This is a genomic window from Gordonia sp. YY1 (genome assembly GCF_009872315.1).
Lineage (GTDB): Bacteria > Actinomycetota > Actinomycetes > Mycobacteriales > Mycobacteriaceae > Gordonia > Gordonia amicalis.
Window position 1 is genome coordinate 152,999 of record NZ_WXYI01000002.1, and the last position, 23,991, is coordinate 176,989.

The 23,991-nt window shown below is 67.5% G+C and carries 18 protein-coding genes; 13 read left to right on the forward strand and 5 right to left on the reverse strand.

From position 1 onward, the window contains the following. Nucleotides 1-25: 25 nt before the first annotated feature. Nucleotides 26-1,759 (reverse strand): malto-oligosyltrehalose trehalohydrolase, encoded by a 1,734-nt coding sequence (gene treZ, locus BPODLACK_RS03885; RefSeq protein ID WP_159404860.1) that lies wholly within the window; start codon nucleotides 1,757-1,759, stop codon nucleotides 26-28. Between the two features lie 354 nt (nucleotides 1,760-2,113). Between treZ and BPODLACK_RS03890 the strand changes: the two genes are divergently transcribed. From BPODLACK_RS03890 to BPODLACK_RS03930, 9 genes are read left to right on the forward strand one after another with little or no spacing between them, the layout of a single operon-like run. Then, nucleotides 2,114-2,971, forward strand: coding sequence for an MlaE family ABC transporter permease (locus BPODLACK_RS03890; protein ID WP_006438540.1), 858 nt, complete (start codon nucleotides 2,114-2,116; stop codon nucleotides 2,969-2,971). Nucleotide 2,972: 1 nt separating this feature from the next. Continuing rightward, complete coding sequence (locus BPODLACK_RS03895; RefSeq protein ID WP_006438541.1) at nucleotides 2,973-3,839, forward strand: MlaE family ABC transporter permease; 867 nt, start codon at nucleotides 2,973-2,975, stop codon at nucleotides 3,837-3,839. 10 nt (nucleotides 3,840-3,849) lie between these two features. Beyond that, on the forward strand, nucleotides 3,850-5,169 hold the full coding sequence (locus BPODLACK_RS03900) for an MlaD family protein (protein ID WP_006438542.1): 1,320 nt from the start codon (nucleotides 3,850-3,852) through the stop codon (nucleotides 5,167-5,169). After that, entirely contained in the window at nucleotides 5,166-6,200 is a 1,035-nt protein-coding gene (locus BPODLACK_RS03905) for an MCE family protein (RefSeq protein ID WP_006438543.1), read from the forward strand. Before BPODLACK_RS03900 ends, BPODLACK_RS03905 begins: the two co-directional genes overlap by 4 nt. After that, entirely contained in the window at nucleotides 6,197-7,186 is a 990-nt protein-coding gene (locus BPODLACK_RS03910; protein ID WP_159404766.1) for an MCE family protein, read from the forward strand. The genes BPODLACK_RS03905 and BPODLACK_RS03910 overlap by 4 nt, the downstream gene beginning before the upstream one ends. Continuing rightward, nucleotides 7,180-8,283, forward strand: coding sequence for an MCE family protein (locus BPODLACK_RS03915; protein WP_006438545.1), 1,104 nt, complete (start codon nucleotides 7,180-7,182; stop codon nucleotides 8,281-8,283). Before BPODLACK_RS03910 ends, BPODLACK_RS03915 begins: the two co-directional genes overlap by 7 nt. Next, a complete protein-coding gene (locus BPODLACK_RS03920; protein WP_210737803.1) occupies nucleotides 8,280-9,437 on the forward strand; it encodes an MlaD family protein in 1,158 nt (385 codons plus the stop codon). The genes BPODLACK_RS03915 and BPODLACK_RS03920 overlap by 4 nt, the downstream gene beginning before the upstream one ends. Beyond that, the gene (locus tag BPODLACK_RS03925; RefSeq protein ID WP_159404767.1) at nucleotides 9,434-10,606 is read left to right on the forward strand and encodes an MlaD family protein; all 1,173 of its coding nucleotides are present in this window, start codon (nucleotides 9,434-9,436) and stop codon (nucleotides 10,604-10,606) included. The genes BPODLACK_RS03920 and BPODLACK_RS03925 overlap by 4 nt, the downstream gene beginning before the upstream one ends. 27 nt (nucleotides 10,607-10,633) lie before the next feature. Then, nucleotides 10,634-11,485, forward strand: a complete 852-nt coding sequence (locus tag BPODLACK_RS03930) for a hypothetical protein (protein ID WP_006438548.1) — start codon at nucleotides 10,634-10,636, stop codon at nucleotides 11,483-11,485. A gap of 34 nt (nucleotides 11,486-11,519) precedes the next feature. Here the strand turns inward: BPODLACK_RS03930 and treY are convergent, their stop codons facing one another. The 4 genes from treY to BPODLACK_RS03950 form a co-directional block, all read right to left on the reverse strand. Continuing rightward, nucleotides 11,520-13,856 carry a malto-oligosyltrehalose synthase gene (treY, locus tag BPODLACK_RS03935; protein ID WP_006438549.1) on the reverse strand — a complete coding sequence of 779 codons (2,337 nt, stop codon included), beginning with the start codon at nucleotides 13,854-13,856 and terminating at the stop codon, nucleotides 11,520-11,522. A 4-nt stretch (nucleotides 13,857-13,860) separates the two neighbouring features. Further along, entirely contained in the window at nucleotides 13,861-16,362 is a 2,502-nt protein-coding gene (gene glgX, locus BPODLACK_RS03940) for a glycogen debranching protein GlgX (RefSeq protein WP_006438550.1), read from the reverse strand. A gap of 117 nt (nucleotides 16,363-16,479) precedes the next feature. Further along, on the reverse strand, nucleotides 16,480-18,657 hold the full coding sequence (locus BPODLACK_RS03945) for an acyltransferase family protein (protein WP_006438551.1): 2,178 nt from the start codon (nucleotides 18,655-18,657) through the stop codon (nucleotides 16,480-16,482). Nucleotides 18,658-18,801: 144 nt separating this feature from the next. Next, nucleotides 18,802-19,359, reverse strand: a complete 558-nt coding sequence (locus BPODLACK_RS03950; protein WP_006438552.1) for a TetR family transcriptional regulator — start codon at nucleotides 19,357-19,359, stop codon at nucleotides 18,802-18,804. Between the two features lie 135 nt (nucleotides 19,360-19,494). Between BPODLACK_RS03950 and BPODLACK_RS03955 the strand changes: the two genes are divergently transcribed. From BPODLACK_RS03955 to bioB, 4 genes are read left to right on the forward strand one after another with little or no spacing between them, the layout of a single operon-like run. Next, nucleotides 19,495-20,811 (forward strand): adenosylmethionine--8-amino-7-oxononanoate transaminase, encoded by a 1,317-nt coding sequence (locus tag BPODLACK_RS03955; RefSeq protein ID WP_006438553.1) that lies wholly within the window; start codon nucleotides 19,495-19,497, stop codon nucleotides 20,809-20,811. Further along, the gene (locus BPODLACK_RS03960; RefSeq protein WP_159404768.1) at nucleotides 20,808-22,049 is read left to right on the forward strand and encodes an 8-amino-7-oxononanoate synthase; all 1,242 of its coding nucleotides are present in this window, start codon (nucleotides 20,808-20,810) and stop codon (nucleotides 22,047-22,049) included. The genes BPODLACK_RS03955 and BPODLACK_RS03960 overlap by 4 nt, the downstream gene beginning before the upstream one ends. Beyond that, nucleotides 22,046-22,846, forward strand: coding sequence for a dethiobiotin synthase (gene bioD, locus BPODLACK_RS03965; RefSeq protein WP_006438555.1), 801 nt, complete (start codon nucleotides 22,046-22,048; stop codon nucleotides 22,844-22,846). Before BPODLACK_RS03960 ends, bioD begins: the two co-directional genes overlap by 4 nt. Nucleotides 22,847-22,898: 52 nt before the next feature. Beyond that, nucleotides 22,899-23,936: a biotin synthase BioB gene (gene bioB / locus BPODLACK_RS03970; RefSeq protein ID WP_006438556.1), complete on the forward strand. Its 1,038-nt coding sequence runs from the start codon at nucleotides 22,899-22,901 to the stop codon at nucleotides 23,934-23,936. Nucleotides 23,937-23,991: the final 55 nt, after the last annotated feature.

Here is a 23,991-nt window from a genome sequence, read left to right on the forward strand (position 1 = left end):
CACCTGCGCCCGGCGCGGCTTCGGGCTATGAATCGCGTCGTACGCCGACGATCACGTTGTGTCCGGGTGACACTCCGTCGTCCGGTTGCTCCCAGGCCAGCCGGACGTCGAGCGGCCAGGGGAGTGTCACGGGCGCGTCGCCGGGGACGCACACCACCGACCAGTCGCCGCGATGCATCGCGAACCACCCTGCCGCCTCGTCGAATTCGGCGTCGACCGAGGCGAATGCCGGATCATGGAGGGCCGGTTCGGCTTTCCGCAGTGCGATCAGTGACCGGTAGAAGTCGAGCACCCGCACGTGGTCGGTACGGGTGAGCTCCGACCAGTCCAATTTCGACCGTTCGAAGGTCTCCGGGTCCTGCGGGTCGGGCACGTCCTCACTGTCCCACCCGTGTTCGGCGAACTCCGCCTTCCGGCCCTGCGCGGTCGCCCGGCCCAGCTCCGGTTCGGGGTGCGAGGTGAAGAACTGGAAAGGCGTTGCCGCGCCCCATTCCTCGCCCATGAACAGCATCGGGGTGTAGGGGGACAACAGGACCAGGGCGGCCTTGATGGCGAGTTGCCCGCCGTCCAGGTAGGCACTCGGCCGGTCACCGATCGCCCGGTTGCCCACCTGGTCGTGGGTGCACGTGTAGGCCAGCAACGACGACGCGGGCACGAGGTCGGTCGGGATCGGCCGGCCGTGGCAGCGGCGCCGGAACGACGAGTAGGTGCCGTCGTGGAAGAACCCACCGGTCAGGACCTTCGCGAGGCAGCCGAAGCTGCCGAAATCGGCGTAGTAGCCCTGTCGCTCGCCGGAGACGAGCGTGTGGACGGCGTGGTGGATGTCGTCGTCCCACTGGGCCGCCAGCCCGAGACCGCCGCGAGATCGCGGCATGATCATCCGGGGGTCGTTGAGATCGCTCTCCGCGATGAGTGACAGCGGGCGCCCGAGCTCGGCCGAGAGGGCGTCGGTCGCCGCGGCGAGTTCTTCGAGGATGTGGACCGCACGATGGTCGGCGAGGGCGTGGACGGCGTCGAGACGCAGTCCGTCGATGTGGAATTCGGTGAACCAGCGTAGGGCGGTGCCGGCGATGAAAGCGCGCACCTCGTCGGAATCGGGTCCCGACAGGTTCACCGACGACCCCCACGACGTCGTGCCCTCACTGAGATACGGTCCGAAGTCCGGCAGATAGTTGCCGGACGGTCCCAGGTGGTTGTAGACGACGTCGAGGACGACGCCGAGTCCCTTGGCGTGACAGGCGTCGACGAAGCGGGCGAGTGCGGCCGGGCCGCCGTAGGTCTCGTGCACCGCGTACCAGCCGACGCCGTCGTACCCCCAGTTGTGGGTGCCGTTGAATGCGTTCACCGGCATCAGCTCGACCAGATCGACGCCGAGGGTGACGAGGTGGTCGAGCCGTTCGATCGCGGAGTCGAGAGTGCCTGCGGGGGTGAAGTTCCCGAGGTGCAGTTCGTAGATCACGGCCCCGTGCGCGTCGCGGCCGGCCCAGTCGTCGTCGGTCCACCGGCTCTCGTCGACGCCGAAGAGTGCGGACAATTCGTGGACCCCGTCGGGCTGGCGGACGGAACGCGGGTCGGGCCGGGCCGGGCCGTCATCCAGCGAGAACCCGTAGCGCAGGTCCGGGCCGGTCTCGATCGCGTTGTCCGACGGGACCTGCCACCACCCGCCGGCGCCGGCGGACATCGGCACCGACCGGGTGGGGGAGCCGGGACCGCCGGATCGTACGACGAGGTCCACCTTCCCGGCCTCGGGCGCCCACACCCGGATCTCGTTCACCGAGCGTGGCGGGTGGTAAGGGCCCACATTGGAACGAAGTGGTAGGTATTGTTCCCGTTGGTCGACTGACCAAGTTTTGGTGCTCTGGTCATCAGTCGCGGACGTCGTCGGGGAATTCCTCACATCATGCAAGGTATGTCGGGGCTCTCGAAGGCGCATCGCGCGATACTGTGAGGCCGATCACAATCGCCGGACGAAAGCGGGGTATATTACGGCGACGCTCATGTCCAAGGGGGCACCTCGAGCAGATCAGCCGAGCCGATGCGCACGAGTTGGCGCATCACGTGCTCGGCGACCTGACGGCCGGTGAACGGGTGAGCCGAGACGCAAGGGTAGGGATTGAGCACAGACGCAGTCACCTCGGACGACGAGGAGGTCGGTCGGAAGAGACCGAATGCGGTTCGGGCGTGGTTCGACAAGCATGTCGTCGCGTCCTTCGACACCTTCGGACGCCAGCTGGGCATGTTCGTCGAGGTGTTCCGCACGCTCTTCGTCGACCTCGCCAAGCGGCGGTTCCCGTTCGGTGAGTTCATCCGCCAGTGCGCTTTCATGGCGACCACGTCGGTGTTCCCGACCCTCCTCGTCGCCATCCCGATCGGCGTCATCGTCTCGATCCAGGTGTCCAACATCGCCGGCCAGGTCGGCGCCACGTCGTTCTCCGGTGCCGCCACCGGTCTCGGCGTGATCCGGCAGGGCGCACCCCTGGTCACCTCGTTGCTCCTCGCGGGCGCGGTCGGCTCGGCCATCGCCGCCGATCTGGGTTCGCGCACCATCCGCGACGAGATCGACGCCATGAAGGTGATGGGCGTCAACCCCATCGAGCGGCTGATCTCGCCGCGACTCCTCGCCACCATGGTGGTCAGCTTCCTGCTCTGCGGCTTCGTGTGCTTCGTCGGTTTCATCACCGGCTACGTCTTCAACGTGTACTTCCAGGGCGGTACGCCAGGCAGTTACACGGGCACTTTCGCATCGTTCGCGACGACCGCGGACCTGATGTTCGCGTTGGCGAAAGCGGTCATATTCGGCGCGATCGTGGCGATCGTCGCCTGCGATCGCGGCCTCTCGACGAAGGGCGGTCCCGCCGGTGTCGCGAACTCGGTGAATGCTGCGGTGGTCAACTCGGTTCTGCTCCTGTTCACCGTGAACGTGATCCTCACGCAGTTGTTCGCGATCCTCTTCCCGTCGAAGGTGGTGTGAGATGACCGCGTCACGGTATGTGCCACCCGCGCTCAGGCCCGTGGAGGCCGCCAAAGCCGTCTATCGGGGGCCGCGCGACGCGCTCGCGGCGATGGGTCACCTCATCACCTTCCTGGTCCGGTCCATCGGTGCCATCCCGCTGGCCTTCCGGCACTACAGCAAAGAGGTCTGGCGGCTGCTCGCCGACGTCGCGTGGGGCAACGGCGCGATCGTCGTGGGCGGCGGCACGGTCGGTGTCATGGTGATCCTCGGGATCATGGGCGGTGCGACCGTGGGGATCGAGGGCTACACCGCGCTGAACCTGCTCGGCATGTCGCCGGTGACCGGCGGACTGTCGGCGTTCGCGACGACGCGTGAGATCGCCCCGCTCCTCGCGGCCACGGCGTTCACCGCGCAGTCGGGCTGCCGCTTCACCGCACAGCTCGGTTCGATGCGCATCGCCGAGGAGATCGACGCCCTCGAGGCGATCGCGATCCGGCCGCTGCCGTACCTGGTCACCACCCGCATGCTGGCCGCGGTGCTCGCGATCATCCCGCTGTACTCGGTGTCGCTGGCCGCCAACTACCTTGCGTGCCAGTTCATGTTCATGGTCCAGAGCGGCCAGGGCGAGGGCACCTACCTGTACTACTTCAACCAGTTCATCGTGTCGTGGGACATGGTGTTCTCGTTCATCAAGGTGATCGTCTTCGTGCTGCTGACGACGTTCATCCAGTGCTACTACGGATACTTCGCCTCTGGGGGGCCCGAAGGTGTGGGAGTTGCTGCCGGACATGCCATCCGACTCGCGATCATCGTCATCGTGTTCGCGAATCTGATCATGACCCTCGTGTTCTGGGGCACCTCGCCCGGAATCAAGATCTCGGGCTGAGGGGGAGCCGGTGAACATCGCGACCGATGGGCGCAACCCATCGCTGCTGCAGTACGTGCTGCGGGGCGTCGCCTTCCTGCTGGTCCTGCTGGTGATCTTCGTGCTGCTGTTCATGCGGTACCAGGGCACATTCAGCAAGACGGTGGCCGTGACCGCCGACCTCGTCGATGTCGGTGACGGTCTGACGTCGGGTGCCGACGTCCGGTACAACGGGCTCATCGTCGGCTCGGTGAAGTCGATCTCGGTCGCCGACACCGGCGAGACCGACGCGACGAAGGTGATCAAGAAGGTCGAGATCGACATCGTGCCCGCGCAGGCCGAGGGCATCCCGGCATCGGTGACCGCGCGGACCGTGCCGTCGAACCTGTTCGGCGTCAACTCGGTCGAACTGGTGCGGCCCGCCGAACCGGGCACCGAGCGGCTGTCGTCGGGCGATTCCGTCCCCGCCGACAAGTCTCTCGAGACGATCAAACTGCAGGACGCGCAGAACGAGTTGAGTGCCATCCTCGACGCGGTGCCGCCGGAGGAACTCGCCCAGGTGCTCGGTGTCATCGCCGACGCCCTCAAGGGCGGCGGTTCGGTGTTCGGTTCGTTCGTCGGCGTGCTGCGCAACTACTTCGACTCGATCAACGCGCAGTTCCCGCCGGGTGCACCCCCGGGGTTCGACAACTTCGACGCCGCGATCAGCGGCCTCGCGGAGTCCGCGCCGGAACTGCTCGACACCCTGGGGCGCAGCGTGATACCGGCGGTGACGCTCGCCGAGAAGCAGCGCGACCTCGCAGCACTGCTCTCCGGCAGCCAGGGACTGCTCGACCAGACGCAGCTGATGTTCGCCCGCAACGGAAACGGCGGTCAGCGACTCGTCACCGACCTCAACCGCATGCTCGGTGCCACCGTCCTCGAACCGAACTCGCTGCCGCAGGCGGTCATCGCGCTCAACAACCTGGCCGCCCGGGTGCTCACGGTCTTCACCGGGACCAACGGACACGTCAAGCTCAACCTCGGTGTGAGCTTCGGTGCGTTCGTGCGCTACACCCGGCAGAACTGCCCGGTCTACAACGGCGGCCCGTACGGGACCTTGCGCGGCCCGGGATGTGTCGGGCCGGGAACCGGTACCGGACCGACGATGTCGGGTCCGCTGCAGATCTACCCGTCCGACGGCATGCGCAAGAACCGGCCGGTGGGCATGGTGACCACCGACTCCGACAACAAGACCCTCGGTGCGGTGCTGCGCCGGGAGCCGTCGGCCGCCGACACGGTCATGCTCGGACCGCTGGTCCAGTCGATCGACGCGCGTGATGCTGCCACCGACCACGGAGGGGGACGATGAGCGCGGCCTCGGATTCGATCCGAAAACCGTTGATCGGCTTCCCGATCTTCGCCATCGCCGCGTTGCTCGTGTCGTATGTGATCTTCTCGACCCTGGAACGATCGGTGTCGGGATCGACGAACAAGTACACGACGTTCTTCACCGACGCCTCGGGTCTCTCCAGCGGCGACGACGTCCGGATGGCCGGTGTCCGCGTCGGCCGCGTCGACAAGATCGAACTCGACAACGGCCGCGCCCGAGTCGAATTCGAGGTGCAGAACGACCAGCAGGTCTACACCAACACCCGTGCCGCGATCCGCTACCAGAACCTCATCGGTCAGCGGTACCTCAACCTGACGCTGGTGGAGGGCCGGGACAGCAAGCCGTTGTCGCCCGGGTCGACACTGGAGTTGCCGTCCGAGGACTCCTTCGACGTCACCAAGCTGCTCGCCGGGTTCCAGCCGGTGTTCGAGACACTCGACGCCGAGCAGGTCAACGCACTCTCGCAGGGTCTTCTCGAGGCCTTCCAGGGCAATTCGGTCTCGCTGAGCTACACGGTCGCCGAGGTGGGCAGGCTCGCCGAGGACACCGCCAACCGCGACATCGTGATCGGCGCGATCATCAACAACCTGAGCACCGTGATGCGTGACCTGTCCCGCCAGGGCGGTCAGCTCGGCACGGTCATCGGGTCGATGTCCGATCTGATCGCGAACCTCAACTCGAACTCGGCGGCGTTCGGCAGTGCGGTCTCCGACATCGGACGCACCGCAAGCGGTTTCGCCGACGTCCTGAGCCGCAGCCGGGACAGCCTCGCCGCCGCCGCGACCGACGGACGGATCGCCACCAAGACGCTCATCCAGAACGGCTCCAAGCTCGACCGGATGGCCGTCGACGCGCCGGTCTTCCTCGGTCACTTCCCGCTGGTACTCGGAGAGGGTGCGTACCTGAACATCTATGCCTGTGACCTCGACGTCGCGATCGGTGACGTCCTGCTGCCGCCGGGGATCTTCAACAAGATCGGTGGCACGAATCATTCGGTGGTGTGCCGATGAACTGGTTCCGTAAGAACTTCCGCAGCAACACCCGGATCTGGTACGGCGTGATCGGCGCGGTCGTCATCGTCGCCCTCCTGCTGGGCGTGACGGCACTGGCGGGCGCGCATCTCGGCAAGAAGACGCTCACCGCGGACTTCGCCCAGGCCGGCGGAATCCGGCCCGGGGACAAAGTGCGGGTGGCCGGCATCGACGTCGGTGAGGTCACCGAGACCGAACTCGCCGGGAACCACGTCGCGCTGACGATGAAGGTCGACACCGACGTGCGGGTGACGTCGAACGGTATGGCCGAGATCAAGATGTCGACGCTGCTGGGTCAGCGCTACGTCGATGTGTCGCTGGGCGATTCGCCCGAGGAGGCACCCGACGGTCACATCGAGCGGACCGCGGTGCCCTACGACCTCAACCGCACCATCGAGGAGGGGGCGCCGATCCTGACCGGCGTCGACGACAAGACCCTCTCGCAGAGCATCCGCACCCTCAACCGTCAGCTCGCCGGTGTTCCCGCGATCACCGAACCGACATTCGAGGCCCTGACGCAGATGTCCGAGGTGATCACCAACCGCAAGGACCAGATCAACCAGCTGATCGCCGACACCAAGACGATCACCATCATCGTCAACGACAATCAGGCGCAGCTCGCGGTGATCGTCGGCCAGGGTCGCGACCTGACCCAGAAGATCGTGGCCCGTGAGGAATTGATCACCCGCCTGCTCGACGGCATCGCCGAACTGACCGAACAGGCCAGTGCGGTGGCGGGTGAGAACGCCAACCAGTTCGCCCCGATCATGGCGAACCTCAACACGATCACGCAGGGTCTCGAGAAGAACCGCAACAACCTGCGCAAGCTGCTGGAGATCCTGCCCGTGACGGCTCGACTGACCAACAACGTCATCGGCGACGGGCCGTACGTGAACGGCTACCTGCCCTGGGGCATCTTCCCCGACAACTGGTTGTGCCTGGCCCGGGTGGTGGACGGATGCTGAACCCGCAGAGACTGCGTCGTTCGACGCTCCTCGTGTGCGTCTCCCTGCTCGGCATCCTGGGGCTGTCGGGATGTTCGATGATCCCGGGAAGCTGGAAGGCCGCATTCGGGCAGGCGATCGAGGTCACCGCGTACTTCGACAACGTCGCCGGCCTCTACGTCAGCAACGACGTCGCGGTGCTCGGCATGCCGGTCGGTCAGGTGACCGCGGTGGAGCCGCAGGGTGACCGGGTCAAGGTCACCATGACCATCGACAACGACGTGCCGGTGCCCGCCGACGCCACGGCCGCCATCGTCAACACCTCCATCGTGACCACGCGCCACGTCGAGCTCACCCCCGCCTACGAGGGCGGACCCAGGCTGGAGGACGGTTCGGTGCTGAAGGAGACCAAGGCCCCGGTGTCCGTCGGGGAACTGTTCGACGCCATCGACGGTCTCGTCGTGTCCCTGAAGGGCGAGGGCCCGGGCTCCGGCCCGCTCGCGGACATGATCGACATCACCTCGGGGATCGCCACCGGCAACGGCGAGGAGATCCGCGCCGCCCTCGACCAGCTGGGCCAGGCGTCGAACGTGGTGTCGGGCAACAGCGATGCACTCGTCGACATCATCGAGACCATCGAGGGACTCACCACCACGCTGGTGAAGAACTACCCGAAGATGACCGCCTTCTCGAAGTCGGTCAACGAGGTGTCCGAGCTGCTCGGCAGCCAGTCACCCGGTCTCGTCGCCACGCTGCGCAACCTCAACCAGACCCTGCAGAACACCACGGCCTTCCTGCAGAACAACACCAACACGATCTCGGTCTCCTTCGACCGGCTCGCCGCGCTGACCGCGAACCTGAGCGACTACTCACGGCAGGTGGTGGAGACCATCGACGTCGGTCCGCTGCTCTTCCAGAACCTTGGCAACTCGATCTCCGCCGAGCAGGGCACCTGGCGCGCCCAGGTCCTGCTGGACAAGTCGCTCGTCGACAACGAGCTGCTCGCCGAGTTCTGTGAGGCGATCAACCTGCAGAAAGACGGCTGCCGCACCGGCAAGCTGAAGGACTTCGGTCCGGACATGGGCATCTACTCCGCGATGCTGGAGCTGACGAAATGAGAGCGGTGACAAGCGCTTCCCTGGGTCGCACGGTCGCTGAACCGGCACGACGCCGCTCCCGCATGCGACGCGGCGCGGTGACGGCGTTGCTCCTCAGCGCGCTGATGGGGCTCACCGGTTGTGGGGTGCTGCCCGGGCTGACCGTCGAGCAGATCCCGCTGCCGGCCCCCGGTGGCATCGGCGACTCCATCAGGCTGACGGCGAATTTCGACAACGCCCTGAACCTGCCGACGCGCGCGAAGGTGAAGCTCAACGGCACCGACGTGGGGCAGGTCGACACCATCGTCGCCAAGGACTACTCCGCGATCGTCACGATGGACGTCAGCAAGAAGACCAAGCTGCCCGTGGGCACGGGCGCCGAACTCCGACAGGCGACGCCGCTCGGAGACGTGTTCGTGGCCCTGCTGCCGCCGCCCAACGCGCCGAAGGGTTTCATGGTCGACGGGGACACCCTGACCGGACCCACCTCCGCGGCGGCGACGGTCGAGGACCTGCTCATCAGCATGAGCGGTGTGGTGGACAGCGGCTCGCTGAACTCGCTCACGGTCATCCTGACCGAACTGAGTGCCGCGGTCGCGACCAACCCGTCGGACCTCAACGGCGCGATCCGCGGACTGACGACCGGTATTCGCAAGCTCAACCAGAGTTCGGCGCAGGTCGACCGGTCACTGGCGAACACCCGGATCCTGACCGGACAACTGGCCGACGGTCGTGCCCAGATCATGGCGTCGATCAACAAGCTCGGCCCCGCCCTCGAGTCGCTGAACGGTCAGATCGGCTCGATCCTGACCGCGCTGGACAAGACCCAGCAGGTGACCTCGGCGACCAATGACTTCCTGCGTACCGACCAGGACAATTTCGTCGAGATGCTCGGTCATCTGTCGACCGTCCTGGCCGGTCTGCGACAGGCGGCGGGTCCGCTCGGTTCGCTGGCCGACAATCTGCACACGTTGACCCCCAAGTGGATCAAGTCCACACCGGGTAGCGCGGCCGCGGTGTCGTCGAAGGTCTACTGGCTCAACCCGGGCGTCGGGTTCGATTCGGCGAGCAGGCTTCCCGAGCTCGAGGACATCGACTCGGGCTCGGCAGCGCTCCAGCAGACCCTCACCCGGTTGCTGGCCCGACTCACCGGAACCAAGGGGTGCTGCGGATGAGCGGCGTATTCGGTTTCCTGCGTAGAAATTCGGTGCTCGTCGGGAACATCGGGCTCGTGCTGGTCATGGTCGTCGGACTCGGTTACCTGGCGCTCGGCACGTTGCGGTGGGAACCGTTCGCGGACAAGTACAAGCTGACCGTCGAGTTCCCGATCTCCGGTGGTCTGCAGGAGACCTCGGGTGTGACGCTGCGCGGTGCGCGTATCGGCGAGGTCGACACCATCCGCGTGGAACCGGATTCGGTGACGGTGAAGGTGACGGTCGACGACCGGTACAAGATCAACCGCGACAGCACCGTTGCGGCGCTGGGGTTGTCGGCGGCGGGCGAGCAGTACGTCGACTTCCAGCCGACCACCTCCGAGGGGCCGTACCTGAAGGACGGCGACGTGATCAAGGCCGGCCAGACCAAGGTCACCGTGCCGTTCTCCGACCTTCTCGAGTCCTCCCTGGATCTCATCCAGCAGATCGATCCGGCCGAACTCCGCTCGGCGGTGGACAATCTGAAGGTCGCGCTGTATTCCGAGGACGGCTCCAACGATCTGGAAGTGCTGTTCGACTCGGGCGGCACGATCTTCGCGCGGCTGTACACCGCATTGCCCGAGACCACGAGGCTGATCCAGAACGCGGGCACCATCTTCAAGACGACCGCCGACATCCAGCCCGACTTCGGGAACACGGTGTCGTCGCTGAGCGACCTGATCAACAACGCCGCCGCCTCCGACAGGGAACTGCGCACCCTGCTCGATCGCGACCCGTCGCAGATGACCAGCCTCGCCGGTTCGATCAATCAGCTCACCGATCCGGTGACCGACGTGATGAAGCAGTTCCTCGACATCGCCGAGCAGGGCGCGCTGCGAGCACCGGCTCTGGCGACGCTGATGCCGTCGATCCGGGACGCGAGCATCAAGAGCCTCACCATGTTCCACGACGGCGCGTGGTGGACTTTCGGTTCGGTGTATCCGCGGCCGAGCTGCAGCTACCCGGTCACCCCGCGTCGGCCGACCAAGGTCCTCGAGCTGACCATCCCGACCAATCTGTACTGTGTGACCGAGGATCCGAACCAGCAGATCCGTGGCTCGGCCAACGCACCACGACCGCCGGGCGACGACACTGCCGGGCCGCCACCGCGTTACGACCCGAATGCCCGCACAGTGCCGCTCGACAAATGACGCCCAGACAAGTTGCGTGACCTGTAGATGACAGACCGTGAGAAGCCAGATCTCGACAAGAACACCGACGTGACCGCGGACAGCGCCACCGGCGAGGAGAGCGGCACAGACGAACTCGGCGCCGGAGGATCGGGAGCCGAGGAGAAGACGACCGCAGCGCGGCAGGCCACGGACGCTGCCACGACCCCGCGCGGAAAGTCGGCTCGTCGCACCGGTTCCGGAGCGGCGGTCAGCGAGCCCGATCCCGAGCCCGGCCCCGCGGCCGCCGGCAAGAAGGAGTTCTCGCTGACGGTCACCGCGAGCGGGATCAAGCGCGCATTCGGTGCGTTGGCGATCGTCGCGCTGATCGTGGCCGGCGTGTTCCTCGGCTGGCGGACCTACACGCTGCAGAGCGAGGCGAATGCCTTCGCCGACGCAAAGACCGCGTCGGCGGATTTCGTCACCAAGCTGGTGACGACCCTCAACGCAGACAATGCGGGCAACTCCAAGGAACTACTCGGTCCGCTGTCGACCGGTGAGCTGCGTCAGCGTCTCGAGCAGGAGCGCGCGGACACCGAGCAGAACGTCGAGTCGCTCAAGATCGAGGTCTCGTCGAAGATCAGTGTCGTCGCGGTCGAGACCGTGGACACCGACACCGCCAAGACGGTCGTGATGGCGGAGGTGACCGGACGCAGCGTCAAACTGCCCTCCGGGGGAACCAGTCTCATGGTGTTCCGGCTCGATCTGAGCAAGGAGGACGGCACGTGGCTGGTCTCGAAGGTCGACGGTCCGCCCGGTAGCCCGAGCGGTCAGATCGACCCCTCGCAGTCGTTGCCGGGGGCCGGTGGGGCACCCGCACCTGCGCCGAGTCCCGCGCCGGCGCCCGCCCCCGCCGGCTGACCGACCGCGGATTCCGCTCCAGCCGCGCGGGAACTCAGTCCCGGACGAGGATCGCGACCGAATGGTCGGCCCTGGCCATGGCCAGGTCGACGGTCTCGTCGTAGACCTTCCCGGTGCGGACATCGCGCCAGCGCACCCCCGAGGGCAGTCCGATGACGGTGTCGATCGCCGCCTCGGGGTCGAGGCTGTGCGTGAACCGTGCGGTGATCACGACGACCTCGGCGACCTCGCGGGAACCGCGGGTGAATGCGACGGTGCGGTCGGAGGCCGGACCGTCGGCGGGAAGGCGGTCATAGGTGCTCGTGGCGCCGAACGCGTCCTGGTATCGGGCACGGACACCGAGCGCGGTCCGTACCAGCTCGGCCTTCGGGTGATCCAGGGATCGACCGAAGTCCACGGGCCGCCGGTTGTCGGGGTCGACAAGCGAGTCCTCCCACCACTCGGTGCCCTGATAGATGTCCGGGACGCCGGGACCGAGTAGAGCTATCGCCTTGCGCGCGAGGCTTTCCTGCCGCCAGGCGGATTCGGTCCGGGCGACGAGTTCACTGACCGCGCTCGCGATCGGTTCGGTGGTGACCTGGGTGATCCACCGTTCGATCGCGGCTTCGAAGTCCTCGTCGACCTCGGTCCAGGTGGTACGAAGACCGGCTTCACGGGCAGCCTTGCGGGCGTAATCGACGATGCGGGTACGCAACTCGTCGGTGACCACCCCGTCGGCGGGTTCTGCGCCGGGCCGGGACCCGGCGGCCGGCCACACCCCGAAGATGTTCTGCAGCAGGAAATAGCACGTCAGGTTGTCCGGGACGTCCGTGCCCAGCCAGACGCGTTCGATGAGCAGGGACCACCGCTCGGGCACCTGGGCGAGGAGGGCGATACGAGCGCGGACGTCCTCACCGCGTTTGGTGTCGTGGGTCGACGTCGCGGTCATCGCGAGCGGCCAGCGGCGGGACCGATCGATGTTGTGGTCGTGGAAAGCGTTGAGCGACACCGACGGGTTCGCCGGATCGCCGCCGACCTCCTGCGCCGACACCAGGCGCGCGGTGCGGTAGAAAAGGCTGTCCTCGACGCTCTTCGCGGTCACCGCACCGCAGGTCTGCGCCAGGCGTGAGGTGGCCGCGCCCGGACTGCGTGTCGCCCGCACGATCGTGTCGAGCGCTCGTGTCAGCGAGGGCTTCTCGGTCGCGATCCGTACGGCTGTGATCTCCAGTCGCGGCCGTAGCGACGGATAGTCCGCCCGGTAGACGCCGAGGGAGGCGATCAGCTCGGCGCACGCCTCGGCGATGGCGTCGGCGTCGGCGGCGGGGTCGGAGTGGGTGATCGCGCGGACGAGTCGACGGAGTTCGGTGGGGAAGGATTCGCGCAGAGTCGTCAGCTTGCGCTGGTGTTCCACCGATGCCATCCACTGCGCATCGCCGGTGTCACCGGTGAGGTGCTCGTTGAGTTCGGTGAGCTGGACGACGCCCGACGGGGCGACGAACAGGGCGTCGATGACGCGCATCTGGTCGTAGCCGGTGGTGCCCTCGACGGGGAGCGTCGGTTCGAGGGGTTCGTCCGGAGCGAGGATCTTCTCGATGTAGAGCAGTCGGTCGTCGCCGACATCGGAGCGGAGTCGGTGGAGGTACTGCTGGGGGTCCCAGAGTCCGTCCGGATGGTCGACGCGGACACCGTCGATGAGGTCCTCGGCGAGGAGTTCGCGCAGCCACTCGTGCGTGGCGTCGTAGACCGCGGGGTCCTCCTGCCGAAGGCCCGCGAGCTCGTTGACGGTGAAGAAGCGGCGGTACCCGATCAGGCCGCTGTTCCACGGCACGAGCTTGTAGTGTTGTCGCGCATGGATTTCCGCGGGCGTGCCGTTCTCGGTGCCGGGTGCCACAGGGAAGGCGTGGTCGTAGTAGCGCAGGTTGCCCTGCTCGTCGATCTCGAGCGGACTCAGGTCACCGTCGGCGGCGACGACCGGGAGTGCGATCTTGCCGCCGGCGCCGTTGTCGTCGCTGAGGTCGATGTCGAAGAACGAGGCGTAGGGCGAACGGACGCCGTGACGCAACAGGTCAGCGAACCAGGGGTTGGCGAGCGCATCCGCCACGCCGGTGTGGTTGGGGACGATGTCGATGATGAGGCCGAGGCCGCGGTCGGTTGCGGCCCTGCGGAGCGCACGCAGACCGTCGACACCGCCGAGGAGGTCGGACACGGCCGGCGGCGGGAGCCAGTCGTAGCCGTGGGTCGACCCGGCCGAGGCGGTTCCGATGGGGGAGAGGTAGACGTGACTGACCCCGAGCTCGACGAGATGGTCGAGCGTCTTCGCGACGTCGGCGAACCCGAAGTCGGCGTTGAGTTGGAAGCGGTAGGTGGCCCGAGGCGTCGGACGTGTGCTCATCGTGTCAGGACGTCTTCCGCAGGACGAGCACGGACCGGCCGCCGACCGTCACCGAATCACCGGACGCCGCAGTCAGATCCGAGTCGCCGGCCGGGTGAGTGGTGTCGAGTTCGCCGGACCATTCCAGCCCGTACTGCTCCGGCGGGAGGTGGAAGTCGATGGGCTCGTAGTGGGCGTTGAAGCAGATGAAGAACGAGTCGTCGACGACCCACTCGCCCCGTTCGTCCTTCTCGCCGAGTCCCTTGCCGTTGAGGAACACCGCGAGACTCTTCCCGAATCCGCTGTCCCAGTCCGCACTGGTCATCTCCACGCCGGCGGGGGTGAGCCATGCGATGTCGAGGGCCTGGTCGCCCCACCGGATCGGCTTGCCGCCGAAGAATCGGCGTCGACGGAACACCGGATGTGCGGTGCGCAGGGCGATGGCCTTGCGGGTGAACTCCAGCAGGTCGGCGTTCTCCTCGGCGAGTGACCAGTCCACCCAGGACAATTCGGAGTCCTGGCAGTACACGTTGTTGTTGCCCTGCTGGGTGCGGCCGATCTCGTCGCCGTGGGCCAGCATCGGTGTGCCCTGCGACAAGAACAGGGTCGCCAGGATGTTGCGCTGCTGCCGGGCGCGCAGCGCGTTGATCTCGGGGTCGTCGGTCGGACCCTCGACGCCGCAGTTCCAGGACCGGTTGTGGCTTTCGCCGTCGCGGTTGTCCTCGCCGTTGGCCATGTTGTGTTTCTCGTTGTACGACACCAGGTCGCGCAGCGTGAAGCCGTCGTGGGCGATCACGAAGTTGATGCTCGCCAGCGGTCGTCGGCCGGTCGCCTCGTAGAGATCCGACGACCCGGTGAGCCGGGACGCGAACTCGCCCAGCGTGGACGGCTCCCCGCGCCAGTAGTCGCGGACGGTGTCGCGGTACTTCCCGTTCCATTCGGTCCACAACGGCGGGAAGTTGCCGACCTGATAGCCGCCTTCGCCGATGTCCCACGGTTCGGCGATCAGCTTGACCTGGCTCACCACCGGATCCTGTTGCACCAGATCGAAGAACGCCGACAGACGGTCGACGTCGTGGAGTTCGCGGGCCAGCGTGGAGGCGAGGTCGAAGCGGAAACCGTCGACGTGCATCTCCAGGATCCAGTAGCGCAGGGAGTCCATGATGAGCTGCAGCGTGTGCGGATGCCGTCCGTTGAGGCTGTTCCCGGTCCCCGTGTAGTCCATGTACATCTCGGGGTCGTCGTCGACGAGTCGGTAGTAGGCCGCGTTGTCGATGCCGCGGAAGCTGATCGTCGGGCCGAGGTGGTTGCCCTCGGCGGTGTGGTTGTAGACCACATCGAGGATGACCTCAATGTCCGCGTTGTGGAACTCCCGTACCATAGCCTTGAACTCGGTCACCGCACTGGCGGGCTGGTCCGGAGTCGAGGAGTACTCGATGTGTGGTGCCAGGAACCCGAAGGTGTTATACCCCCAGTAGTTTCGCAGCCCCTTGTCGCGGAGGACGAAGTCCTGCATGAACTGGTGGACCGGCATCAGTTCGATCGCGGTGACACCCAACGACTTCAGGTGGTCGATGATCACCGGGTGGCAGAGGCCGGCGTAGGTGCCGCGGAGATGCTCGGGCACCCCGGGATGGGTGGCGGTCATACCCTTGACGTGGGCCTCGTAGATGACCGTCTGGTGATAGGGCCGGTTGGGCGACCGGTCGTTCTGCCAGTCGAAGTACGGGTTGATGACCACCGAGACCATCGTGTGTCCCAGCGAGTCGAGCGCGGGCATCGGGTTCTCGGGCGCGGGCTGGTTCTCCGGAAGTGGTTCAAGCACAGTCGCTTCCGGGTCCGGTGTGCCGTCGGCGCCGGAATCCTCGGCGCCGGAATCCTCCGTTCCCGCATTCTCGGCCCCCGAATCCTCTGCTCCGGTGTCCCCGGTGTCGGTGTCATCGGCTCCGGTGGCGTCCGCGTCCGGCGCCTGGTCATCGAACTCCGAATCGGCCTCCTCGACGGCCGCCTCGGGCGATTCCTCCGTGTCGTCGGGCGTCGGCAGGGGATAGGAGAAGAGCGAGGCGTCGCCGTCGAAGTCGCCGTGAAAAGCCTTGCCGTACGGGTCGAGAAGGAGTTTGCTCGGGTCACACCGCAGGCCGCGGGCGGGATCGTAGGGGCCGTAGACGCGGAAACCGTAGAACTGTCCGGGCACCACATTCGGCAGATAGCAGTGCCAACAATAGCCGTCGACCTCTTCGAGGCGGATGCGCCGTTCCTTGCCCTCGCGGTCGATGAGGCACAGCTCGACGGCTTCGGCGACCTCGGAGAACAACGAGAAGTTCGTCCCCGCACCGTCGTAGGTTGCGCCGAGCGGGTACGGGGTGCCCGGCCAGACGGGGATCGGCGCGGGTTCGGGTTCGACGAGCGCGTCGGCCTGAACCGGATCCTCCGGCATGGGGACCGGCGGGGTGTCGGTCGTGCTCGGGTCCGGGTGTTCACCCGTGGTTGGCGAAGCAGTAGTGCCCACCTTCGGAGACGACGTCATGGGTCGACACTAGTCGTGTTGCGTCAGGCGGTCATCTCGGACAGGGCATCATCCGGCAAAGCGGTCACGTCCGTCGTCCGCGTGGCCGCGGGTGGGCCGCGATGCGGAAGACGCAGGTCATGGAACCAGTGGGCCGGTCCACGGCAGTTGGGCCTCCATCTGCCGGCCGAGCTCGTCGGTGAGACTCCGGACATACGTCGCCGAGAGGTGATGGGGATCCTTGTACACGGTGATGTTGCCGACGATCGCCGGGCAGAAGTCGTCGGTGCAGATGCCGTTCGACATGTCCAGCGGGTGGAAGTCTCGGCGGGTGGCGGCGAGTTCGCGCGCCGGGTCCTCGGGAGCGAGGACGGCAGCGCGCCGCGAACCACAGCTCTCCGCGTCGCCGCCGTCGGCGAGGCAGATCGGGGTGTCGATGGTGCCCTTGCCGTTCTTCGGCCACGGGGTGTCCCGCATGCCGAGCACCGGGATGCCGGCGTCGAGAAAGCGATCGAAGATCGGGGGGTAGTCCGGCGGCACCCAGTCGCCGGGCTGGTAGTCGCGCGGACGCGTCGAATTGGTGAAGACGGCGTCTGGTTTCTCGGAGATCACCCGGTCGATGACCCGCTGGCCCCAGTCGTAGCACTCGGGATAGGGGACGCCGCGTTGCTTGGGGATCTTGTTGGTCGACAGCGGGCAACCCATCTTCAGGTAGGTCTTGACCTTGAACCCGTTGCGCTTGCCGAGGGTGTCGAGCGCGGAGATCCACATCTCCGCGTGGGAACCGCCGGCCAGAGCGATCGTGCGGGTCGCGTTCGGGTCGCCGTAGACGCCGACGTGGATCTCGTTGTCGGTGAAGTCGCTCATGTACCCGTCGGTCGAGGTCTCCGGGAAGTCCTGGATCACCTCCAGGGCCGACGGCTGCGGGTCGAGCGCGGGGACGGGCCACCCGTCGAGGAGTGCGCGCGCACCCGGGTACGACCGCGGGTCGAGATTCTTGGTGTCGACGACGATGTTGTCGACGTGGTTCTCCCACAGCTTGATACCGACGCCGGCCACCACGGTGCCGAGCAGCAGGATCGAGGTCACCACCGACGTGTAGGAGAGCCGGCGCGACCGGCCGTCGCGGGTGCCTCGAGTGAGGGCCGACCGGTCACCGCCGCGGAGCGGGTCCTCGATGTAGCGTTTCGTGAGCCAGGCCACACCGATCGAGAACCCGAGAATCCCGACGCCCTCGAGGAAGTTCGCGTGGTTCTTGTCACGCCAGGTGAGATAGAAGATCAGCAACGGCCAGTGCCACAGGTACAGCGCGTACGCGATGGTTCCCAGCCACACCGGCCACGTGCTCGCCAGCATCCGGTTGACCGCGGGCATCGTGTCCGGCGCCGCGTGACCGCCTCGCGCCGGCTTCTGCAGCGCGGTCGCGCCGGCCCAGATGATGAGCAGCGTCGCGCCGACCGGGACCAGCGCCATCGGACCCGGGTACTCGTTGACGCCGTCGATCCAGAAGCCGCAGCTGATGATCAGTGCCAGGGCCACGACGGTCGCGGCGTTGCGCACCCAGTTCGGCACCCGCAGACTCGGCAGCCAGATCGCCAGCAGGCCGCCGGCGAGCGGCTCCCAGAGCCGCGAGATCGTGGAGTAGTAGTTGTACGGCTGGTTGATGGCCATCCCACGATGTGCCCAGTAGAACGACCCCAGCGCGACCACGAACACCGCGGCGCCGACGAGGAACTTGATGACGCGAGGGTCGGCGAACGGACGCGCGAGCCGGGCGGCGACTTTCAGGAACCCGGCGAAGGCCAGCGCGACGAGCAGGGTCAGGACGAAGAACTGTCCCTGCATCGACATGGACCAGATGTGCTGCAGCGGGCTGTTCGCCGAACTCGCGGCCAGGTAGTCCTGCGAATTCAACGCGAGATACCAGTTCTGGTAGTACAGCGCGCTCGCGACGACCTCCTGCCCGATGTTGGCCCAGCGCGTCTGCGGCAGGATCACGACGGTGAGGACCGTGACGGCCAGGAGCACGGTGACCAGCGCGGGCAGTAGTCGCTTCAGCAGTCGCTTCAGCCGCGGCCACGGGTTCAGGGTGTCGCGGAAGGTGACGTTCGGCTTCTGGGCGTAGATCGCATGCCGCAGGAGCGAACCGAGAAAGAAGTACCCCGACAGGGTGAGGAAGACGTCGACGCCGCCGGAGACCTTGCCGAACCACACGTGAAAACAGGCCACGAGGGTGATCGCGATACCGCGCAGACCGTCGAGGTCGGTGCGGTAGGCAGGGGTCGTCGGCGTCGAGGGGGCCGACTCCGGCGCCACTACTCGAGTCGTCGATGCCACAGGGAAGTCTTTCGGGTCGGGGACGGGCGGTTCGGCCGCGTAGCAATCTACCCGTCGAACCTGTGATTTCTCGATTCGCACCGCCCACGACGGCTGGTGGAGTCGGTCACGAGTCGGGGGATCTCACCGACGCGCACGGGTGCGTGCCCCGTCGAGGATGATCGTCAACCCGTCCACGAATTCGCCGTCGAAGTCCCGGCCCGACGGTCCGGTGACGCCGAGGCGTTCCATCTGCGCGCGGGTCTGTTCCTCGATGGTCAGACCGATGACGAGCTGACAGACCGCAGTGCTGACGGCCTCCGCGTCACGCAGCGACAACCCGCCGGCATGCCCGGCCGAGACGATGTCGGCGGTGATCGCCTTCGTGGACAGGCCGCTCGCCCAACTCGACGACACGACCTCGGCACTGTCGGGCACATCGAGCAGGGCGGCACGCATCCCGGTGGCGAGCAGACGTAGCCGCTCGTCCCACGCCAGGTCGGTGGCCGGAATCGAGACGGCACCCAGGATGTCGTCGGCAAGTGCGGCCAACAGGGTCTGTTTGTTGGGGAAATGCCAGTACAGGGCGTTGGGACGCACCCCGAGCTCGGTGGCGAGCCGGCGCATCGACAGATCGGCCAGGCTGTGCTCGCGCAGGATGTCGCGGGCCGCGCGGAGGACGTCGGTCCGGCTGTTGCTCACGCGGTCAGCGTAGTCACCGGTCCGACGCCGGCCCGCGCGAGCCGCCTGTACACCGTCCAGGCGTCCCTGTACGGTGTTCAGGAATCCTGGACGGTGTCCAGGTGATCCCCGGGGTAGAAGAAGGAGGAGCGCGCCGTGGACCAGGGCGAGATCAGCCGTGTCGACGCGGAGCACATCTGGCATCCCTACGGGGCGTTGCCCGCGACGACCGAACCCCTGGTGGTGTCGTCGGCGTCGGGAGTTCACCTCGAACTCGCCGACGGGCGCTCGGTCGTCGACGGCATGAGTTCCTGGTGGGCGGCGATCCACGGCTACCGGCACCCGCGCCTCGATGCCGCGGCCGCGGTTCAGATGGGACGGATGTCGCACGTGATGTTCGGCGGTCTCACCCACGAACCCGCCGCCCGGCTCGCACAACTCCTCGTCGAGCTCACCCCCGAACCGCTGCAGAAGGTGTTCTTCTGCGACTCGGGCTCGGTCTCGGTGGAGGTCGCGGTGAAGATGGCGCTGCAGTACTGGCGCAGCCGCGGACAGTCGCAGCGCACGCGCCTGCTGACCTGGCGTGGTGGTTACCACGGCGACACCTTCACGCCGATGAGCGTCTGCGACCCCGAGGGCGGCATGCACTCGATGTGGTCGGCGGTCCTCACGCGACAGGTTTTCGTCGACGCTCCGCCCGCCGAGTATCGACCCGAGTACGTCGCCACCCTGGAGGCCTCGATCCGCGAGCACCGCGACGAGCTCGCCGCCGTCATCGTCGAACCGGTCGTCCAGGGCGCCGGCGGCATGCGCTTCCACGACCCGGCATATCTGTCCGCCCTGCGCGACATCTGCGACCGCCACGGCGTCCTGCTGATCTTCGACGAGATCGCCACCGGTTTCGGTCGGACCGGGATGCTCTTCGCCGCCGACGCCGCGGACGTCGCCCCCGACATCATGTGCGTCGGCAAGGCGCTGACGGGCGGGTACATGACGCTTGCCGCCACACTCTGTACCGCACACCTCGCCGAGGTCATCAGTGCGGGCGAGGCCGGCGGACTCGCCCACGGCCCGACCTTCATGGCCAACCCGCTCGCGTGCGCGGTGGCGGTCGCCGCCATCGAGTTGTTGCTGGAGACGCCCTGGGCCGAACGCGTGGCGGCGATCGAGAGAGGTCTCTCCGACGGCCTGGCGCCACTGCGGGAGCTCGACGGCGTCGTCGACGTCCGGGTCCACGGCGCGATCGGGGTCGTCGAACTCGACCGTCCCGTCGACATGTCCGCGGCCACCGCGGCCGCCGTCGACGCCGGTGCGTGGCTGCGGCCCTTCCGCAACCTCGTCTACACGATGCCGCCGTTCATCTCCACGCCCGACGACATCTCGACGATCGTTGGCGGTATCACGGCCGCGGTGCGGGCGACCCTCGGCGACCAGAACTCGACGACCGCCGAACTCGTGGGAGCACGGTCATGACCATCACCTCGGGACAGCCCGCGGCCGGCCAGGCCGACGACATCGCCTCGGGTGGGGTGGCTTCGGGCGAGGTCGGACTCGCCTGGCTTGCCGGGGCCGCACGCGACCGCGCCGCCGCCGGGCTGCATCGCGAGCCGCACGTCCGTCGAGTCGGTGCCGACGCGATCAATCTGGGCTCCAACGACTACCTCGGTCTGTCGACGCACCCCGACGTCGTCGCCGGCGCGCGGGCCGCGGCCGCCCAGTGGGGTGGCGGATCGACGGCGTCGAGGCTGGTCGTCGGCACCACGCAGGCGCACGTCGACCTCGAGACGGAACTCGCCGACTTCCTCGGTTTCCCTGCCGCACTTGTCTTTTCCTCCGGCTATCTGGCCAATGTCGGCGCGGTCACCGCACTCGCTGGGCGCGGCGCCGGGAGCAGAGCGAGCGGGCCGGATGACTCCGGCGATCTCATCGTGAGTGACACCGGTTCGCACGCGTCGCTGATCGACGGGTGCCGGCTGTCACGGGCACGGGTCGTCGTGGTGGATCGTGGGGATCATGAGGCCGTGCGGGCCGCCCTCGCCGAGCGCACCGAGGAACGCGCACTCGTCGTCACCGACTCGGTGTACAGCATCGACGGCGAACCGGCCCCCGTCGCCGATCTGTATGCGGCTGCTCGCGCGCACGGTGCGGTGCTGCTCGTCGACGAGGCCCACGCCGTCGGTGTCCGTGGTCCCGGCGGGCGTGGACTCGTTGCCGAACAAGGACTTTCCGGCGCGCCGGACCTCGTGGTCACCACCGTGCTGTCCAAGTCGTTCGGATCGCAGGGCGGAGTGGTCCTCGGGCCGGAGATCCTACGGTCACACCTGATCGACTGTGCGCGTCCGTTCATCTTCGACACCGGACTGAATCCGGCGGCGGTCGGCGCGGCGCGGGCCGCACTGCGGGTCCTGCGTTCCGATCCCGCGCTACCGGACCGATTGCGCGGCAACGCCCGTCGCCTGGCCCGCGCATGCGGCGTCGACGAACCCGCGGCAGCGGTGATCTCGATCATCGTCGGCGACCCGCAACGCGCCGTCGACGCGGCTGCGGCCTGCCGTGACCGCGGAGTGCTCGTCGGGTGTTTTCGCCCGCCATCGGTCCCGCCGGGCACCTCCCGGCTGCGCATCACGGTGCGCGCCGACCTCGATGCCGCGACCCTCGACCACGTCGCCGAGGTCGTCGACGCCGCACTGCATGAGGTGGGTGCACGATGAGCGCGCCGACACCATCACCGGCACGCGGACGCGTTCTCGCCGTCACCGGCACCTCGACCGACGTCGGCAAGACGGTCGCGACGGCGGCCCTCGCCGCCGCCTTCCTGCTCCCTGAGGTGCGAGGAGCGCTAGCGCCGAGCCTCGAAGGGCCGGTGACCCGAGTCGCCGTCTGCAAACCCGTCCAAACCGGCGTCGCACCAGGCGAACCCGGCGACCTCGCCGAGGTCACGCGCCTCGCCGGGAAAGTGACCACGGTCGAGTCCTACCGCTATCCCGAACCGCTCGCCCCGGACACCGCGGCGCGACGCGCGGAGATGCCGCTCGCCGATCCTGACGTCATCGTGCGGGCGGTCGACGACCTCGCGGCCAACCATGACCTGACCCTCGTCGAAGGCGCCGGCGGTGTGCTGGTGCGACTGGGGGAGTCCGCCACGATCCTCGACGTCGCCGCAGCGACACTGGCACCCGGGACGTACGACGGCGTCGTCATCGTCGTCGCACCGGGCCTCGGTGCGCTCAACCATGCCGAGCTGACCGTGAACGCCGTTCGCGCTCGAGGCCTCCGGCCCGCCGGACTCGTCATCGGGTGGTGGCCGCCGGACCCCGACCTCGCCATGCGCTGCAACCGATCAGACCTGCCGCGGATCACCCGCGTCCCGGTGATCGGCGTGCTGCCCGCGGGTGCCGCCGCCCTCGATCCCGCCCGGTTCCGCCGGACCGCGCCGACCTGGTTCGACCCCGACTGGCTCGCCGGCTCCCTCGCCGACCATCCGGCATCGCTCGCCGGGACCTCATAGACCGTCTTTTTTCCAGCCCGCGTAATCAGTTCCAGTACAAGGAGTTCAGCCCGTGACACAGGCAACCGTCGACACCGCCCGCGACGCACAGACGTCCGACGACATCCTCGCCATCGCCCGCGAGCAGGTGCTCGAGCGCGGTGAACCGCTCGACCGCGACCAGGTCCTGGCGGTGCTGCGCCTGGACGACGACCGGTTGACCGAGTTGCTGCAGCTCGCCCACGACGTGCGCATGAAGTGGTGCGGCCCGGAGGTCGAGGTCGAGGGCATCATCTCGCTGAAGACCGGTGGCTGCCCCGAGGACTGCCATTTCTGTTCGCAGTCGGGTCTGTTCGCCTCGCCGGTGCGCAGTGCCTGGATCGACATCCCGTCGCTGGTGGAGGCCGCCAAGCAGACCGCCAAGACCGGTGCCACCGAGTTCTGCATCGTCGCCGCCGTCCGCGGACCCGACAAGCGTCTGCTGAGCCAGGTCGCCGCCGGCATCGAGGCCATCCGCAACGAGGTCGACATCCAGATCGCCTGCAGCCTCGGCATGCTCACGCAGGAACAGGTCGACCAGCTCCGCGACATGGGCGTGCACCGCTACAACCACAACCTCGAGACGGCGCGCAGCCACTTCCCGAACGTCGTCACCACCCACACGTGGGAGGAGCGCTGGGACACGCTGCGCATGGTCCGCGAGGCCGGCATGGAGGTGTGCTGCGGCGGCATCCTCGGCATGGGTGAGAGCCTCGAGCAGCGCGCCGAATTCGCCGCCGACCTGGCCGCACTCGAGCCCGACGAGGTCCCGCTGAACTTCCTCAACCCGCGTCCGGGTACGCCCTTCGGTGACCTCGACGTGCTGCCCGCGTCCGAGGCGCTGAAGTCGGTGGCCGCCTTCCGCCTCGCGCTGCCGCGCACGATCCTGCGTTTCGCCGGCGGCCGCGAGATCACCCTGGGCGACCTCGGCGCCAAGCAGGGCATCCTCGGCGGCATCAACGCGGTCATCGTCGGCAACTACCTGACGACGCTCGGCCGGCCCGCGGAGGACGACCTCGACCTGCTCAGCGACCTGTCGATGCCGATCAAGTCACTCAACGACACCATCTGAGGGACACGATCGACGCTCGTCCTCTCCTACATCCTCGCGACGATCGGTAGCGTGT

Bases quoted from the DNA above. Each gene is read 5' to 3' on its own strand.
- BPODLACK_RS03895 (WP_006438541.1), top strand. From the start codon at position 2,973: ATGACCGCGTCACGGTATGTGCCACCCGCGCTCAGGCCCGTGGAGGCC.
- BPODLACK_RS03905 (WP_006438543.1), top strand. From the start codon at position 5,166: ATGAGCGCGGCCTCGGATTCGATCCGAAAACCGTTGATCGGCTTCCCG.
- BPODLACK_RS03910 (WP_159404766.1), top strand. From the start codon at position 6,197: ATGAACTGGTTCCGTAAGAACTTCCGCAGCAACACCCGGATCTGGTAC.
- BPODLACK_RS03915 (WP_006438545.1), top strand. From the start codon at position 7,180: ATGCTGAACCCGCAGAGACTGCGTCGTTCGACGCTCCTCGTGTGCGTC.
- BPODLACK_RS03920 (WP_210737803.1), top strand. From the start codon at position 8,280: ATGAGAGCGGTGACAAGCGCTTCCCTGGGTCGCACGGTCGCTGAACCG.
- BPODLACK_RS03925 (WP_159404767.1), top strand. From the start codon at position 9,434: ATGAGCGGCGTATTCGGTTTCCTGCGTAGAAATTCGGTGCTCGTCGGG.
- BPODLACK_RS03930 (WP_006438548.1), top strand. From the start codon at position 10,634: ATGACAGACCGTGAGAAGCCAGATCTCGACAAGAACACCGACGTGACC.
- treY (WP_006438549.1), bottom strand. From the start codon at position 13,856: ATGAGCACACGTCCGACGCCTCGGGCCACCTACCGCTTCCAACTCAAC.
- glgX (WP_006438550.1), bottom strand. From the start codon at position 16,362: ATGACGTCGTCTCCGAAGGTGGGCACTACTGCTTCGCCAACCACGGGT.
- BPODLACK_RS03960 (WP_159404768.1), top strand. From the start codon at position 20,808: ATGACCATCACCTCGGGACAGCCCGCGGCCGGCCAGGCCGACGACATC.
- bioD (WP_006438555.1), top strand. From the start codon at position 22,046: ATGAGCGCGCCGACACCATCACCGGCACGCGGACGCGTTCTCGCCGTC.